Below are 12,184 nucleotides of genomic sequence, written 5' to 3'. Positions count from 1 at the left end.
CCTTCTTTCACAGCAAGAGCAATGAAATTCAATTAAACACGACGACGCTTTGGTGGGCGTGATCCGTTATGGGGAACTGGTGTAACATCCTTAATTGATGTTACTTCCAAGCCAGCTGCTGCCAAAGCACGGATAGCTGATTCACGACCTGAACCAGGACCCTTAACAGTTACTGCAACTGTACGCATGTTAATTTCCATGGCACTTTTTGCTGCAGCTTCCGCCGCCATTTGAGCAGCGAATGGTGTTGACTTACGACTTCCTTTGAAGCCAAGTGCACCAGCTGATGACCAAGCAACTGCGTTACCTTGTGCATCAGTAATCATTACAATAGTGTTGTTGAATGTTGAATGGATGTGAGCCACACCAGATTCAATATTCTTCTTCACACGACGCTTACGCGTTGTACGACCTGCCATTTATTTGCCTCCTTTTCAATACTTTCTTATAATTTCTCGGGTTAAAATAAATTAACCAACATTACGCAACTTTGGTTGCGATAATCATGTGTCGCATCGATGAGGATACAACAAGAAGAAGTGAATTACTTTTTCTTTCCAGCAATTGCTTTAGCTGGGCCTTTACGTGTGCGAGCGTTGTTCTTCGTGTTTTGTCCACGAACGGGCAAGCCCTTACGATGACGAATGCCACGGTATGATGCAATTTCTTGCAATGATTTAATATCAAGTGATACCTTACGACGTAGGTCACCTTCTAATTGCAAGTTTAACTTGTCAACTGTTGCACGAATGGCATCTTCTTGGTCAGACGTCAAATCGCGTACGCGAACGTCTTCAGAAACGCCAGCTTCAGCCAAGACCTTTTGTGCAGTAGTATTACCGATTCCGTAGATGTAAGTTAAGCCAATGACAATTCGCTTGTCACGTGGCAAATCTATACCTGCTATACGAGCCATAACAATTTACCTCCTTTAGTATTTTTGAAAATGACAGTTATGTCTTTATTCAATCAATATTTATAACACGCAGAAATTACTTTCCAGCGCGTTGCTTATGCTTGGGGTTAGCAGAACAAATGATCATTGTTCGACCATTGCGCTTGATAACACGGCAAGCATCACACATCTTTTTAACTGATGGGCGTACTTTCATAATCTATTCCTCCTATTCGGTTAACTGATTATTATATCTTTTACTTATCGGAAACGATAAGTAATACGACCCTTCGTTAAGTCGTATGGTGACATTTCAACGGTAACACGATCACCTGGCAAGATACGGATAAAATTCTTTCGAATTTTACCAGATACATGCGCTAAGATCACAGCTCCGTTTTCGAGTTCCACTTGGAACATCGCATTTGGTAAAGTTTCTTTCACTTTACCTTCGATTTCAATGACATCGTTGGCCACGCACTTAACCTCCTGTGCTTATAATGTTCAACATTGTTGATAAGTGCTTAACCTATCAAATTATACCAGAAAAACTGATATCTCTCAACAATGGCGTTTTGAATAATTAATTTAAATTGTCCAAAACTTCCTTAACATCATGATACACATCAGCAAGTTCACGACCGCCATCGATTGTGTGCAACACACCTGCTTTTTGATAGTAATCTACCAAAGGCAAGTTAGCCGCCTTATTAACTGCCAAACGGTTGTCAATAACTTCGGGTGTATCATCTGCTCGGCCACGTCCCAGAAGACGCTCACGTAACACTGTATCAGCAACTTCAAAATATAATGTTGCTGATACAGATTTACCGTTATCTGATAAGTACTTATCTAGGAATACTGCTTGTGCTTCATTACGAGGGTATCCATCAAGCATAAAACCAGTTTCAACGTCTTGTTGGTTTAAACGATCAGCAACCATAGCATTTGTGATTTCATCAGGAACTAAGTCGCCCGCATCCATGAATTGACGCGCCTTTTGTCCTAATTCGGTATTTTCTGCCAAGTTAGCACGGAAAATATCTCCAGTACTAATATGAACAATAGAATAATCCTTCACAATAAAGTCTGCTTGTGTGCCTTTACCAGCACCTGGCAAACCCAACAAAATCAAATTTTTAGCCATTGATTGCCTCCCGAGCTGCTAACTGATCTTTTGTAATAAATCCAACGTAATTTTTTTTCTGCATCAAACCATCAATTTGGCGAATTAGATCCAAAGCGACACCTATTGAAATTAACAGGCTTGTACCACCCAGACCAATCTTTTCATTGAGTCCCCAGACATCCGATGCAATCAAAGGAACCAACGCAACAACGCCCAAGAAAATTGATCCAACAAAGCTCAAATTTAACAAGAGTTTTGAAACGAAAGCTTTTGTTTCTGCACCGGGACGAACACCAACAATATATGCACCTTGCTTTTGTAGATTCTCTGATAACTTATCAGGATTAACTTGAACAAAGGCATAAAAATATGTGAAAACAACAATCAATGCAGTATATAAAATTGCGCCAGGCAAAGTTGTCATACTGAATATCTGTTGCATAATTTGGTACCACTGAGCTGATGAATATTTGTCTTGAAACGCTAACATAACCGTTTGTGGCGTACTAATAAATGATGAGGCAAATATGACCGGTATAACGCCAGAAACATTTACTTTTAATGGTAAATACGCTTCACTACCATATGATGTGGCAGATCGCGTATACTGCATTTGTAGTCGACGAGTTCCTTCATAAGACCACGTCGTAAATGCTACCACTAAAATCATCGCTATAACTAATACAACAACAAATATCCAACCATTAAGTATGTCACTACTGCTTGCTTGCAGAATATTTTCTTTGAAGATTTCATAGAAACCTTCTGGTGCTTGGGCGATTATACCCGCAAAAATAATCATTGAAACGCCGTTTCCTAAGCCTTTTTCAGTAATCATTTCCCCAAGCCACATTGCAAAAAATGTTCCAATAGTCATAACAGAACCGATTACAACAAATGACATTACGCTATTGGTTTGACTCACTAATCCATAGGATGACAATGAATTAAATCCAGCTGTGATACCAACAGATTGAACGAACGCAAGAACAAGTGTTAACCACCGCGTAGCGTTATTCAACTTTCGGCGGCCAACTTCACCTTGCTTACTCCATTCAACAAAGCGAGGCACGATATCTAATTGCAAAAGTTGTACAATAATTTGTGCTGTCACGTATGGTGACACACCCATTGCGAACAACGAGTAGTTTGTCAGGCCACCACCAGAAAAGATGTTCAAAATGTTCATTAATCCGGAACTAGCCATCTCAGACATAGCAGCAGGGTTAACACCAGGCACAGTTATGTGCGTTCCAATTCTGTAAATAAACAGAATAAAAAACGTCCACCCTAATTTTTTGCGAATGTCCTTTTCACGTACTGCATTAAATAACGTGCTAAGCATTAAAGTACCTCAGTTGACCCACCGGCTTGTTCGATTGCAGCAACCGCTGCTGCAGAGAACTTATGTGCCTTAACAGTCAACTTCTTTTCAAGTTGACCAACAGCCAAAATCTTAATACCAGACTTTTGATTTTTAACAATACCGTTTTCAATCAAAAGTGTTGGTGTAATTTCTTTACCATCATCAAAGCTGTTTAACTTGTTCAAGTTAACAACTGCGAATTCCTTACGTGAAATGTTAGTAAATCCACGCTTTGGAATACGACGGTACAAAGGCATTTGACCACCTTCAAACCCCAAACGTACTTTGCCACGAGCCTTTTGACCCTTTTGACCACGTCCGGATGTCTTACCGTTTCCAGATGATGTACCACGACCAACACGGTTACGTACATGACGTGAACCGGCAGCTGGTTGTAATTCGTTCAAATTCATCTTTCGGTACCTCCTATTTTAATTGTGTAATTACTTAACTTCTTCAACGCTAACTAAGTGAGCGATATGGAAAATCGCACCACGTGTAGCTTCGTTGTTAGGCTTCACCACTGAACTAGATACGCGTCCAAGTCCAAGAGACTTAACGATCGCGCGTTGCTTAGGTAAGCGATGAACCGCACTCTTAATCAAAGTGATTTTCAAATCAGCCATTTTATCGCTCCTTATTCAGCTAAGTGTTCTAAAGAAACACCACGCAACTTAGCAACTTCTTCGGCATCTTTCAAGCTTGTAAGAGCATCGAAAGTAGCACGAATAACGTTAATTGGTGTTGCTGAACCAAGTGACTTAGCAGTCACATCTGCAATACCAGCAAGTTCCATAACAGAACGTGCTGCACCACCAGCGGCAACACCAGATCCTTCTTCGGCGGGCTTAACTAAAATCTTACCGCCGCCCCATTTACCAAGGACATCATGAGGAATAGTTGTAGAAACTGTTGGCACAGTAATCAACTTACGCTTAGCATCTTCAATAGCCTTGCGGATAGCTTCAGGAACTTCTTGTGCTTTACCAGTACCAAAACCAACGTGTCCTTGCTTATCACCAACAACGACCAAAGCTGCGAAACGCAAGCGACGACCACCTTTGACAACCTTTGTGACACGGTTAATAGCAACAACGTTCTCTTCTAATTCACCAAGTGACTTAGGATTAACGAATTCAACCATTTTTTATTCCTCCTTTCCTTAGAACTTCAAGCCGTTTTCACGGGCTGATTCTGCTAGTGCTTGAACACGTCCATGATAAACGTAACCACCACGATCGAAAATAACTTCTTCGATATTTGCGGCCTTACCACGTGAAGCGATCAACGCACCAACCTTAACTGCTTGTTCTGTCTTTGATCCCGTTACTTCGGCATCATGACTTGAGGCACTTGCTAGCGTTACACCCGCTACGTCATCAATTAATTGAGCGTAGATGTTTGCATTAGAACGGAAAACGTTCAAACGTGGGCGAGCAGCAGTACCAGAGATTTTCCCACGAACACGCTTGTGGCGCTTTACGCGGAGCTTATTCTTATCTGGTTTTGAAATCATAGCTGTGCTTTCCTTTTCTTATGGCAAATGCCATTTTAAGTTTATTATTAATAAAGTGTTGGCAAACAAAAAATAATAAATTACTTTCCTGTCTTACCTTCCTTGCGACGTACAACTTCGCCCTCGTAACGAATACCTTTACCTTTATAAGGTTCTGGTGAACGTACGGCACGAATTTCAGCTGCTAAATCGCCAACCTTTTGCTTTGAAATTCCTGAAACTTTGATTGTTAAAGCATCTGGTACTTCAACACTCAATTCTTCACGATCTTCAAAGTTAACAGGATGAGAATATCCAACATTCAAAGTCAATTTTGATCCTGACTTTGCTGCACGATATCCAACACCAACAAGTTTCAATGTCTTAGTGAAACCTTCAGATACACCCTCGACCATATTTGCAACGTTAGCACGAGTTGTGCCATGCAATGCTCGAGTCTTGCTGTCATCGCTATCACGACTGAAAGAAACTTCGTTTCCTTCGACAGTCATTGTGATAGCTGAAACAATTTCACGTGACAATTCACCTTTTGGTCCTTTAACTGTCACAACTGCACCTTCTTGAGATACAGTTACATCAGCTGGTAAAGTGATTGCTTTGTTTCCAATACGGCTCATGGTAAGTCTCCTTTCTTAGATATATTACCAAACGTAAGCGATAACTTCGCCACCGACTTGCTTAGAACGTGCTTCTTTGTCAGTAATAACACCTGCAGAAGTTGAGATAATAGCAATTCCCAAACCGTTCAAAACTTTTGGTAACTCCTCAGCCTTAGCATACTTACGCAAACCAGGCTTAGAGATACGTTGAATTCCTGTGATCACACGATTACGGTCTTCTCCATACTTGAGAAATACACGGATGACACCTTGCTTGTTGTCATCGATGTATTCAAAGTCACGGATAAAACCTTCTGCTTTCAAGATTTCAGCGATGCTCTTCTTAATTTTTGATGCTGGAGCTTCAACTACTTCGTGACGTGCCAAATTGGCATTACGAACGCGAGTCAAAAAATCAGCAATTGGATCAGTCATAGACATCTATCGATATCCTCCTTTTTATTTTGAACGTAATCATGCAAAATGACACGCTCTTAACCATTATAGACTATTTCTGTCAATAACAGTTAAAAACGCGTCACTCATTTAGAGCAACAACATTTTTATTTACCAATTACTTAGCAAATGGCATTCCCATTTGTGTTAACAACTCACGACCTTCTTCGTCGTTTTGCGCTGTTGTAACAATAACAATGTCCAAACCACGTACGCGGTTAACTTTGTCAAAGTCGATTTCAGGGAAAATTAATTGTTCACGAATGCCCAGTGTGTAGTTACCACGACCATCAAAGGCCTTTGATGATACACCACGGAAATCACGAACACGAGGTAATGAAATGTTGATCAACTTGTCTAAAAAGTCATACATACGTTCTCCACGTAGTGTAACCTTTGTTCCGATTGACATACCTTCACGCAAACGGAACCCAGCGATTGACTTCTTTGCCTTTGTGATAACTGGTTGTTGACCAGCAATCAACTTCAATTCTTCAACCGCTTCATCCAAGTTCTTTGAGTTTGAAACTGCATCACCAACACCCATATTCAAGACGATCTTATCAATCTTTGGGGCTTGCATTGATGACTTAAAGTTAAACTTTTCGATCAAAGCAGGTTGAACTTCATTAACATATTTTTCTTTTAAAGCATTAGCCATGAAAATGATTTCACCTTTCGATATTAGCCTAGTACATTACCAGACTTTTTAGATACGCGAACTTTCTTGCCGTCTTCCACCTTGAACCCAACACGTGTTGGTTCGTTAGTTGAAGGGTCAAGCAATTGCACGTTAGAAACATGGATTGGTGCTTCGATATCGATAACACCACCTTGTGGATATTCGTTAGAAGGCTTTTGATGCTTCTTAACGATGTTCACGCCTTCGACAACGACGCGATCTTTTCCAGCAACAGTCTTAGTGATTGTGCCTTCTTTTCCCTTATCTTTGCCGGCAATGACGCGAACCTTATCACCTGTTTTTACAAACATGATTTGGCTCCTCCTTGTCAGTATTAGAGCACTTCTGGTGCCAATGAAACGATACGCATATAGTCGTTGTCACGCAATTCACGTGCAACAGGACCAAAAATACGTGTACCTACTGGTGACTTGTCGTCCTTCACGATAACAGCGGCGTTTTCATCAAAATTGATGTATGAGCCATCTGCACGACGAACGTCAGAAACAGTACGAACGATAACAGCCTTAATGACGTCACCCTTCTTTACGTTACCACCAGGGATAGCTTGCTTGACTGTAGCAACAATCATGTCACCTACACCAGCAAACTTACGGCCTGAACCACCGAGCACTTTAATCGTCAAGATTTCACGTGCGCCAGAGTTGTCAGCCACTTTTAAACGACTCTCTTGTTGAATCATGGTTCTTCCTCCTTGTTAGCAATTAATTACGACGTTTTGGGTAGATCATTAAAGAATAACAGCCTCTTCAACGATCTTAACCAAACGGAAGTGCTTAGTTGCAGACAAAGGACGTGTTTCCATGATTTGAACAATATCGCCTTGTTTGGCAGCATTGTTTTCATCGTGGGCCTTGAACTTCTTTGTGTACTTGACACGCTTACCGTAAACATCATGTGTCAAATAAGTATCAACAGCAACAGTAATTGTCTTGTTCATCTTATCTGAAACAACTCGTCCTTGGTAAACCTTACGAGTATTACGTTCTTCACTCATTTTTCAGCTTCTTCCTTTCGTCTTATTTGTTGGCGTTTGCCAATTCTTGTGCACGAATAACTGTCTTAACTCGTGCAATGTCCTTACGAACTTGTGCGATACGCGCCGTGTTTTCTAGTTGACCAGTAGCCAATTGAAAACGTAGGTTGAATAATTCTTCCTTGAATTCGGCTTCGCGCTTTTGCAAATCCGCAAGTGACAATTCTTTCAATTCACTTGCTTTAGCCATTATTCAGCCTCCCGAGCAATAATCTTTGTACGTACAGGCAACTTGTGTTGTGCCAAACGTAATGCTTCACGAGCAGTTGCTTCAGGAACACCTGCAACTTCAAACATTACCTTGCCACGCTTAACTGGTTCAACCCAACCTTCGGGTGCACCTTTACCGTTACCCATTCGAACACCGACACCTTTAGATGTATATGACTTGTGAGGGAAGATTTTAATCCAAACCTTACCACCACGCTTCATATAACGTGTCATTGCAATACGAGCAGCTTCAATTTGACGGTTAGTAATCCAACTTGAAGTTGTTGCTTGCAAGCCAAAATCACCGAATGTTACCGTCTTGCCACCTTTTGCTTCGCCACGCATGTGACCACGGTGTACACGACGGAACTTAACACGCTTTGGTACTAACATGTTTGCTTCCCTCCTTACTTACTGTTCTTTTTTTGTGGCAATACATCACCACGATAAATCCAAGTCTTGATACCCAAGTTTCCATAAGCAGTCATTGCTTCATCCCATGAGTAATCGATATCGGCACGTAAAGTATGCAAAGGCACTGTACCTTCAGTGTATTGTTCAATACGTGCAATATCAGCACCATTCAAACGACCTGAAACCATAACCTTGATACCCTTAGCACCTGAACGAGTGGCACGTTGGATAGCACCACGCATAGCGCGACGGAAAGCCACACGGCGTTCCAAATCACCAGCGATCTGTTGTCCAACCAAATGTGCACTCAAATCTGGCTTTTTGATTTCTACGATGTTAATAAAGACACGCTTTGAACGACCTTTTTCATCTGTATCTGTCAATTTTGCCAATTGTGTACGAAGCTTTTCAACTTCTGAACCACCCTTACCAATAACCATTCCTGGCTTGGCAGTTTGGATAGAAACGTCAACACGTGACTTGGTTGTACGTTCAATTTCAATGCGATCAACTGAGGCATCTGCTAAGTTTTTCTCGATATACTTACGAATACGTAAGTCTTCGTGAAGTTGGTTAGCATAGTCAGCCTTGTCAGCAAACCACTTTGCATCCCAGTCGCGAATAACGCCGACACGGAATCCAGTAGGGTTAATCTTTTGACCCATTACTTTGCCTCCTTCTCAGCAACCACAATTGTTAGGTGGCTTGTACGCTTGTTAATAGGTGAAGCAGAACCTTTAGCACGAGGGCGGAAACGCTTAAGCGTTGGTCCTTCGTTAGCAAAGGCTTCCTTCACAATAAGATCTTCTCGGTCTAATGAGAAGTTATTTTCAGCATTAGCAACTGCTGAGTTCAAAACCTTGTAAATATCTTCGGTAGAAGTATTAGGTAGGAACTTCAAAATTGCGTATGCTTCGTTAACGCTCTTACGGCGAATAGTGTCAAGAACTAAGCGTGCCTTACGTGGGGCAACGCGAACGATCTTAGCAGTCGCACGAGCTGATGTAACTTGTTCAGCCATTTTTCACTTCCTCCTTATTTACCAGTCTTTTTATCGTCGTTCTTGTGTCCCTTGAACGTACGAGTTGGTACGAATTCACCTAACTTGTGTCCGACCATATCTTCTTGCACATAAACTGGAACGTGCTTGCGACCATCATAAACGGCAATTGTAAAGCCGATGAAGCTTGGGAAGATTGTTGAACGACGTGACCAAGTCTTGATCACTGATTTCTTTTCAGAATCAACTTGCGCTTCAATCTTCTTAAGCAAGTGTGGGTCCGCAAATGGTCCCTTTTTTAAACTACGAGCCATTAGTTGTCTCCTTTCCCTTACTTACTCTTACGACCGCGAACGATAAACTTTGTTGAAGCCTTCTTCTTATCGCGAGTCTTCTTACCGGCAGTCTTCTTACCCCATGGTGACATAGGACTTGGACGACCAACTGGTGCTTTACCTTCACCACCACCATGTGGATGGTCGTTAGGGTTCATAACTGATCCACGAACATGTGGACGCTTTCCACGCCAACGATTACGACCAGCTTTACCCCAGTTAATCAATGAATGTTCAGCATTACCAACTTCACCGATTGTTGCACGGTTTGTAGCTAATACCAAGCGAACTTCACCTGAAGTCAAACGAACGATGATATATTTACCATCACGTCCCAAAATTTGTGCTGATGCACCAGCTGAACGAGCCAATTGTCCACCCTTACCAGGCTTCAATTCGATATTGTGAATCAAAGTACCTTCAGGAATAGCAGTCAATGGCAAGGCATTGCCGGGCTTAATGTCGGCATCAGGACCAGATTGAACTTTGTCGCCAACCTTCAATCCTTTTGGCGCCAAGATATATGACTTGATACCATCTTCGTATACTAACAAAGCAATGTTAGCAGTACGATTTGGATCATATTCGATAGCTTTTACAGTAGCTGTCTTGTCATCTTTAGTACGCTTGAAGTCTACGATACGGTAGGCTTGCTTATGTCCACCAGCATGGTGGCGAACTGTCATACGACCAGATGCATTACGTGCACCAGTCTTTGACTTTTTGGCCAACAAACTCTTTTCAGGCGTCGTCTTCGTGATTTCAGCGAAATCTGAAGTCGTCATGTTACGACGTCCGGCAGAAGTTGGCTTATAACTCTTGATAGCCAATGTCTTATCCTCCTATTTAGATTAACCTTCGTTAAAGATTTGAATATCTTTTGAATCTTTTGACAACGTAACTGTTGCCTTCTTTAATTTACGTGTGTAACCAACATAACGGCCTTGGCGCTTTTTCTTACCACGAACGTTTGCTGTGTTTAAACCAGAAACTTTAACCTCAAAGATTTCTTCGATAGCTTTTTTAATTTCAGGCTTTGTTGCGCGCGTATCAACTTCGAAGACATAACGCTTACGTTCTGTTTGCGCCATTGAAGCTTCAGTGATGATAGGGCGACGGATAATATCGCGTGCATCCATTAGGCAAGACCTCCTTGGATTTCTTCGATTGATGATTGAACAATCACCAGCTTATCTGCATTAACAACATCAAGCACGTTGATACCCTTTGTTGTCATAACTTGAACATTAGCCAAGTTACGTGCTGACAAGATTGCGTTTTCGTTGTCTTCATCAACAACTACTAATGTCTTGTTATCAGCTGACAAGTTCGCCAAAACTTTCTTAAAGTCTTGTGTCTTTGGTGCTTCAAATGACAAAGCATCAACAACTACCAACTTGTTATCAGCGACTTTTTGTGACAAAACTGACTTTAATGCCAATTGATATGCCTTACGGTTAATACGGTAAGCATATGAACGTGGTGAAGGTCCGAAAACAATTCCACCACCACGGAACTGAGGTTCACGAATTGAGCCGGCACGTGCACGACCAGTACCCTTTTGCTTCCAAGGCTTACGTCCACCACCAGAAACCGCAGAACGATTCTTAACAGCATGTGTACCTTGACGCAATGATGCACGTTGCATCAATACTGCATCAGTAATAACGGCGTTGTTAGGTTCGATGGCGAATACTGCATCATTTAATTCGATTTCTGCAGCTTGACTACCATCTTGCTTTAATACAGCAACTTTAGTCATGATTGATTGTTCTCCTTTCTATATAATTTATATTAAGCTTCTTCTGAGTTAGTAGCTGATGCAGATGCATTAGCCATCTTAACTTCAGGATGCTTTGCGTTTACTTTTACAGTTGATTTGATTGTCAAAAGTGATTTGTTAGCACCAGGTACGTTACCCTTCAAAAGCAACAAGTTGTTTTCAACATCAACATGAACAATAGCAATATTTTGCATTGTTCGCTTATTATTACCCATACGTCCTGGCAAAAGTTTACCCTTGAAAACACGGTTAATAATAGCACCCATTGAACCTGGGCGACGGTGGTAACGAGAACCGTGAGTCATAGGACCACGAGACTGTCCCAAACGCTTGATAGCACCTTGGAAACCATGGCCCTTCGTGATTCCTGTTACGTCAACGTATTCGCCCGCTTGGAATGTGTCAACCTTAATCTCATCCCCAACGTTAAATTCGTCTCCCGCATTGCGGATTTCACGAACGTAGCGCTTAGGGGCCGTATTTGCTTTTGAAGCATGGCCTTGTTCAGGTTTGTTTGACAAAACTGTGCGCTTGTCTTGGTAACCAAGTTGAATAGCACTATATCCGTCTGTTTCTGCATTTTTTACTTGCAAAACGACGTTTGGTGTTGCTTCAACAGCAGTCACGGCGATCAATTCACCAGATTCTGTAAAAACCTGAGTCATACCGACTTTGCGGCCTAAGATACCTTTAGTCATGACTAATCTCCTTAAATATTTTTCTTATTTTAATTTTGCCTCAA

General features: G+C 41.6%; 25 protein-coding genes. All 25 read right to left on the bottom strand.

The window, feature by feature from the left end; all coding sequences use genetic code 11:
- Positions 1-32: 32 nt before the first annotated feature.
- The 25 genes from rpsK to rplC all read right to left on the bottom strand — a co-directional run bounded on the left by rpsK (position 33) and on the right by rplC (position 12,140).
- On the bottom strand, positions 33-419 hold the full coding sequence (gene rpsK, locus A6B45_RS01020) for a 30S ribosomal protein S11 (RefSeq protein WP_011679137.1): 387 nt from the start codon (positions 417-419) through the stop codon (positions 33-35).
- Between the two features lie 125 nt (positions 420-544).
- On the bottom strand, positions 545-916 hold the full coding sequence (gene rpsM, locus A6B45_RS01015; RefSeq protein WP_002816010.1) for a 30S ribosomal protein S13: 372 nt from the start codon (positions 914-916) through the stop codon (positions 545-547).
- Positions 917-992: 76 nt separating this feature from the next.
- Positions 993-1,112, bottom strand: coding sequence for a 50S ribosomal protein L36 (rpmJ, locus tag A6B45_RS01010; RefSeq protein ID WP_002816013.1), 120 nt, complete (start codon positions 1,110-1,112; stop codon positions 993-995).
- A gap of 44 nt (positions 1,113-1,156) precedes the next feature.
- Positions 1,157-1,372: a translation initiation factor IF-1 gene (infA, locus tag A6B45_RS01005; protein WP_002816015.1), complete on the bottom strand. Its 216-nt coding sequence runs from the start codon at positions 1,370-1,372 to the stop codon at positions 1,157-1,159.
- A 106-nt stretch (positions 1,373-1,478) separates the two neighbouring features.
- Complete coding sequence (locus A6B45_RS01000) at positions 1,479-2,042, bottom strand: adenylate kinase (protein WP_072612954.1); 564 nt, start codon at positions 2,040-2,042, stop codon at positions 1,479-1,481.
- Positions 2,035-3,369: a preprotein translocase subunit SecY gene (secY, locus tag A6B45_RS00995; protein ID WP_072612953.1), complete on the bottom strand. Its 1,335-nt coding sequence runs from the start codon at positions 3,367-3,369 to the stop codon at positions 2,035-2,037. The genes A6B45_RS01000 and secY overlap by 8 nt, the downstream gene beginning before the upstream one ends.
- Entirely contained in the window at positions 3,369-3,803 is a 435-nt protein-coding gene (gene rplO, locus A6B45_RS00990; protein WP_072612952.1) for a 50S ribosomal protein L15, read from the bottom strand. The genes secY and rplO overlap by 1 nt, the downstream gene beginning before the upstream one ends.
- A 30-nt stretch (positions 3,804-3,833) precedes the next feature.
- Positions 3,834-4,016, bottom strand: a complete 183-nt coding sequence (gene rpmD / locus A6B45_RS00985) for a 50S ribosomal protein L30 (RefSeq protein WP_072612951.1) — start codon at positions 4,014-4,016, stop codon at positions 3,834-3,836.
- Positions 4,017-4,027: 11 nt separating this feature from the next.
- Complete coding sequence (gene rpsE, locus A6B45_RS00980; RefSeq protein WP_072612950.1) at positions 4,028-4,534, bottom strand: 30S ribosomal protein S5; 507 nt, start codon at positions 4,532-4,534, stop codon at positions 4,028-4,030.
- Between the two features lie 18 nt (positions 4,535-4,552).
- On the bottom strand, positions 4,553-4,906 hold the full coding sequence (gene rplR / locus A6B45_RS00975) for a 50S ribosomal protein L18 (protein WP_072612949.1): 354 nt from the start codon (positions 4,904-4,906) through the stop codon (positions 4,553-4,555).
- Between the two features lie 80 nt (positions 4,907-4,986).
- Complete coding sequence (gene rplF / locus A6B45_RS00970) at positions 4,987-5,523, bottom strand: 50S ribosomal protein L6 (protein WP_072612948.1); 537 nt, start codon at positions 5,521-5,523, stop codon at positions 4,987-4,989.
- 24 nt (positions 5,524-5,547) lie between these two features.
- Positions 5,548-5,946 (bottom strand): 30S ribosomal protein S8, encoded by a 399-nt coding sequence (rpsH, locus tag A6B45_RS00965; RefSeq protein ID WP_002816023.1) that lies wholly within the window; start codon positions 5,944-5,946, stop codon positions 5,548-5,550.
- A gap of 133 nt (positions 5,947-6,079) precedes the next feature.
- On the bottom strand, positions 6,080-6,622 hold the full coding sequence (gene rplE, locus A6B45_RS00960; RefSeq protein ID WP_002816024.1) for a 50S ribosomal protein L5: 543 nt from the start codon (positions 6,620-6,622) through the stop codon (positions 6,080-6,082).
- Positions 6,623-6,645: 23 nt separating this feature from the next.
- Positions 6,646-6,954, bottom strand: coding sequence for a 50S ribosomal protein L24 (rplX, locus tag A6B45_RS00955; protein ID WP_002816025.1), 309 nt, complete (start codon positions 6,952-6,954; stop codon positions 6,646-6,648).
- A 23-nt stretch (positions 6,955-6,977) separates the two neighbouring features.
- Positions 6,978-7,346 (bottom strand): 50S ribosomal protein L14, encoded by a 369-nt coding sequence (gene rplN / locus A6B45_RS00950; protein ID WP_002816026.1) that lies wholly within the window; start codon positions 7,344-7,346, stop codon positions 6,978-6,980.
- Positions 7,347-7,394: 48 nt separating this feature from the next.
- Positions 7,395-7,661 carry a 30S ribosomal protein S17 gene (gene rpsQ, locus A6B45_RS00945; protein WP_002816027.1) on the bottom strand — a complete coding sequence of 89 codons (267 nt, stop codon included), beginning with the start codon at positions 7,659-7,661 and terminating at the stop codon, positions 7,395-7,397.
- A 22-nt stretch (positions 7,662-7,683) separates the two neighbouring features.
- Positions 7,684-7,890: a 50S ribosomal protein L29 gene (gene rpmC / locus A6B45_RS00940; protein WP_002816028.1), complete on the bottom strand. Its 207-nt coding sequence runs from the start codon at positions 7,888-7,890 to the stop codon at positions 7,684-7,686.
- Positions 7,890-8,303: a 50S ribosomal protein L16 gene (gene rplP / locus A6B45_RS00935; RefSeq protein ID WP_002816029.1), complete on the bottom strand. Its 414-nt coding sequence runs from the start codon at positions 8,301-8,303 to the stop codon at positions 7,890-7,892. Before rplP ends, rpmC begins: the two co-directional genes overlap by 1 nt.
- Positions 8,304-8,317: 14 nt before the next feature.
- Complete coding sequence (gene rpsC / locus A6B45_RS00930) at positions 8,318-8,989, bottom strand: 30S ribosomal protein S3 (RefSeq protein WP_002816031.1); 672 nt, start codon at positions 8,987-8,989, stop codon at positions 8,318-8,320.
- Positions 8,989-9,345 (bottom strand): 50S ribosomal protein L22, encoded by a 357-nt coding sequence (rplV, locus tag A6B45_RS00925; protein ID WP_002816032.1) that lies wholly within the window; start codon positions 9,343-9,345, stop codon positions 8,989-8,991. The genes rpsC and rplV overlap by 1 nt, the downstream gene beginning before the upstream one ends.
- 14 nt (positions 9,346-9,359) lie before the next feature.
- A complete protein-coding gene (gene rpsS, locus A6B45_RS00920; RefSeq protein ID WP_002816034.1) occupies positions 9,360-9,638 on the bottom strand; it encodes a 30S ribosomal protein S19 in 279 nt (92 codons plus the stop codon).
- A 17-nt stretch (positions 9,639-9,655) separates the two neighbouring features.
- Entirely contained in the window at positions 9,656-10,489 is an 834-nt protein-coding gene (gene rplB, locus A6B45_RS00915; RefSeq protein WP_072612947.1) for a 50S ribosomal protein L2, read from the bottom strand.
- Positions 10,490-10,510: 21 nt separating this feature from the next.
- A complete protein-coding gene (gene rplW, locus A6B45_RS00910) occupies positions 10,511-10,798 on the bottom strand; it encodes a 50S ribosomal protein L23 (RefSeq protein WP_002816036.1) in 288 nt (95 codons plus the stop codon).
- A complete protein-coding gene (rplD, locus tag A6B45_RS00905; protein WP_072612946.1) occupies positions 10,798-11,421 on the bottom strand; it encodes a 50S ribosomal protein L4 in 624 nt (207 codons plus the stop codon). The genes rplW and rplD overlap by 1 nt, the downstream gene beginning before the upstream one ends.
- 32 nt (positions 11,422-11,453) lie before the next feature.
- A complete protein-coding gene (gene rplC / locus A6B45_RS00900) occupies positions 11,454-12,140 on the bottom strand; it encodes a 50S ribosomal protein L3 (RefSeq protein ID WP_025267687.1) in 687 nt (228 codons plus the stop codon).
- Positions 12,141-12,184: the final 44 nt, after the last annotated feature.

This window comes from Leuconostoc suionicum, assembly GCF_001891125.1.
In the GTDB taxonomy this organism is placed as follows: Bacteria; Bacillota; Bacilli; order Lactobacillales; family Lactobacillaceae; genus Leuconostoc; species Leuconostoc suionicum.
This window is presented reverse-complemented; position numbering and strand designations above follow the sequence as displayed.

Bases quoted from the DNA above. Each gene is read 5' to 3' on its own strand.
- rplE (WP_002816024.1), bottom strand. From the start codon at position 6,622: ATGGCTAATGCTTTAAAAGAAAAATATGTTAATGAAGTTCAACCTGCT.
- rpmJ (WP_002816013.1), bottom strand. From the start codon at position 1,112: ATGAAAGTACGCCCATCAGTTAAAAAGATGTGTGATGCTTGCCGTGTT.
- rplO (WP_072612952.1), bottom strand. From the start codon at position 3,803: ATGAATTTGAACGAATTACAACCAGCTGCCGGTTCACGTCATGTACGT.
- rplX (WP_002816025.1), bottom strand. From the start codon at position 6,954: ATGTTTGTAAAAACAGGTGATAAGGTTCGCGTCATTGCCGGCAAAGAT.
- rpsK (WP_011679137.1), bottom strand. From the start codon at position 419: ATGGCAGGTCGTACAACGCGTAAGCGTCGTGTGAAGAAGAATATTGAA.
- rplV (WP_002816032.1), bottom strand. From the start codon at position 9,345: ATGGCTGAACAAGTTACATCAGCTCGTGCGACTGCTAAGATCGTTCGC.
- rpsE (WP_072612950.1), bottom strand. From the start codon at position 4,534: ATGGTTGAATTCGTTAATCCTAAGTCACTTGGTGAATTAGAAGAGAAC.
- A6B45_RS01000 (WP_072612954.1), bottom strand. From the start codon at position 2,042: ATGGCTAAAAATTTGATTTTGTTGGGTTTGCCAGGTGCTGGTAAAGGC.
- rplD (WP_072612946.1), bottom strand. From the start codon at position 11,421: ATGACTAAAGTTGCTGTATTAAAGCAAGATGGTAGTCAAGCTGCAGAA.
- rpsS (WP_002816034.1), bottom strand. From the start codon at position 9,638: ATGGCTCGTAGTTTAAAAAAGGGACCATTTGCGGACCCACACTTGCTT.
- rplN (WP_002816026.1), bottom strand. From the start codon at position 7,346: ATGATTCAACAAGAGAGTCGTTTAAAAGTGGCTGACAACTCTGGCGCA.
- rplF (WP_072612948.1), bottom strand. From the start codon at position 5,523: ATGAGCCGTATTGGAAACAAAGCAATCACTTTACCAGCTGATGTAACT.
- rpmC (WP_002816028.1), bottom strand. From the start codon at position 7,890: ATGGCTAAAGCAAGTGAATTGAAAGAATTGTCACTTGCGGATTTGCAA.
- rpsQ (WP_002816027.1), bottom strand. From the start codon at position 7,661: ATGAGTGAAGAACGTAATACTCGTAAGGTTTACCAAGGACGAGTTGTT.
- rpmD (WP_072612951.1), bottom strand. From the start codon at position 4,016: ATGGCTGATTTGAAAATCACTTTGATTAAGAGTGCGGTTCATCGCTTA.
- rpsM (WP_002816010.1), bottom strand. From the start codon at position 916: ATGGCTCGTATAGCAGGTATAGATTTGCCACGTGACAAGCGAATTGTC.
- rplP (WP_002816029.1), bottom strand. From the start codon at position 8,303: ATGTTAGTACCAAAGCGTGTTAAGTTCCGTCGTGTACACCGTGGTCAC.
- rpsC (WP_002816031.1), bottom strand. From the start codon at position 8,989: ATGGGTCAAAAGATTAACCCTACTGGATTCCGTGTCGGCGTTATTCGC.
- rplC (WP_025267687.1), bottom strand. From the start codon at position 12,140: ATGACTAAAGGTATCTTAGGCCGCAAAGTCGGTATGACTCAGGTTTTT.
- rplW (WP_002816036.1), bottom strand. From the start codon at position 10,798: ATGGATGCACGCGATATTATCCGTCGCCCTATCATCACTGAAGCTTCA.
- rplR (WP_072612949.1), bottom strand. From the start codon at position 4,906: ATGATTTCAAAACCAGATAAGAATAAGCTCCGCGTAAAGCGCCACAAG.
- secY (WP_072612953.1), bottom strand. From the start codon at position 3,369: ATGCTTAGCACGTTATTTAATGCAGTACGTGAAAAGGACATTCGCAAA.
- rpsH (WP_002816023.1), bottom strand. From the start codon at position 5,946: ATGTCTATGACTGATCCAATTGCTGATTTTTTGACTCGCGTTCGTAAT.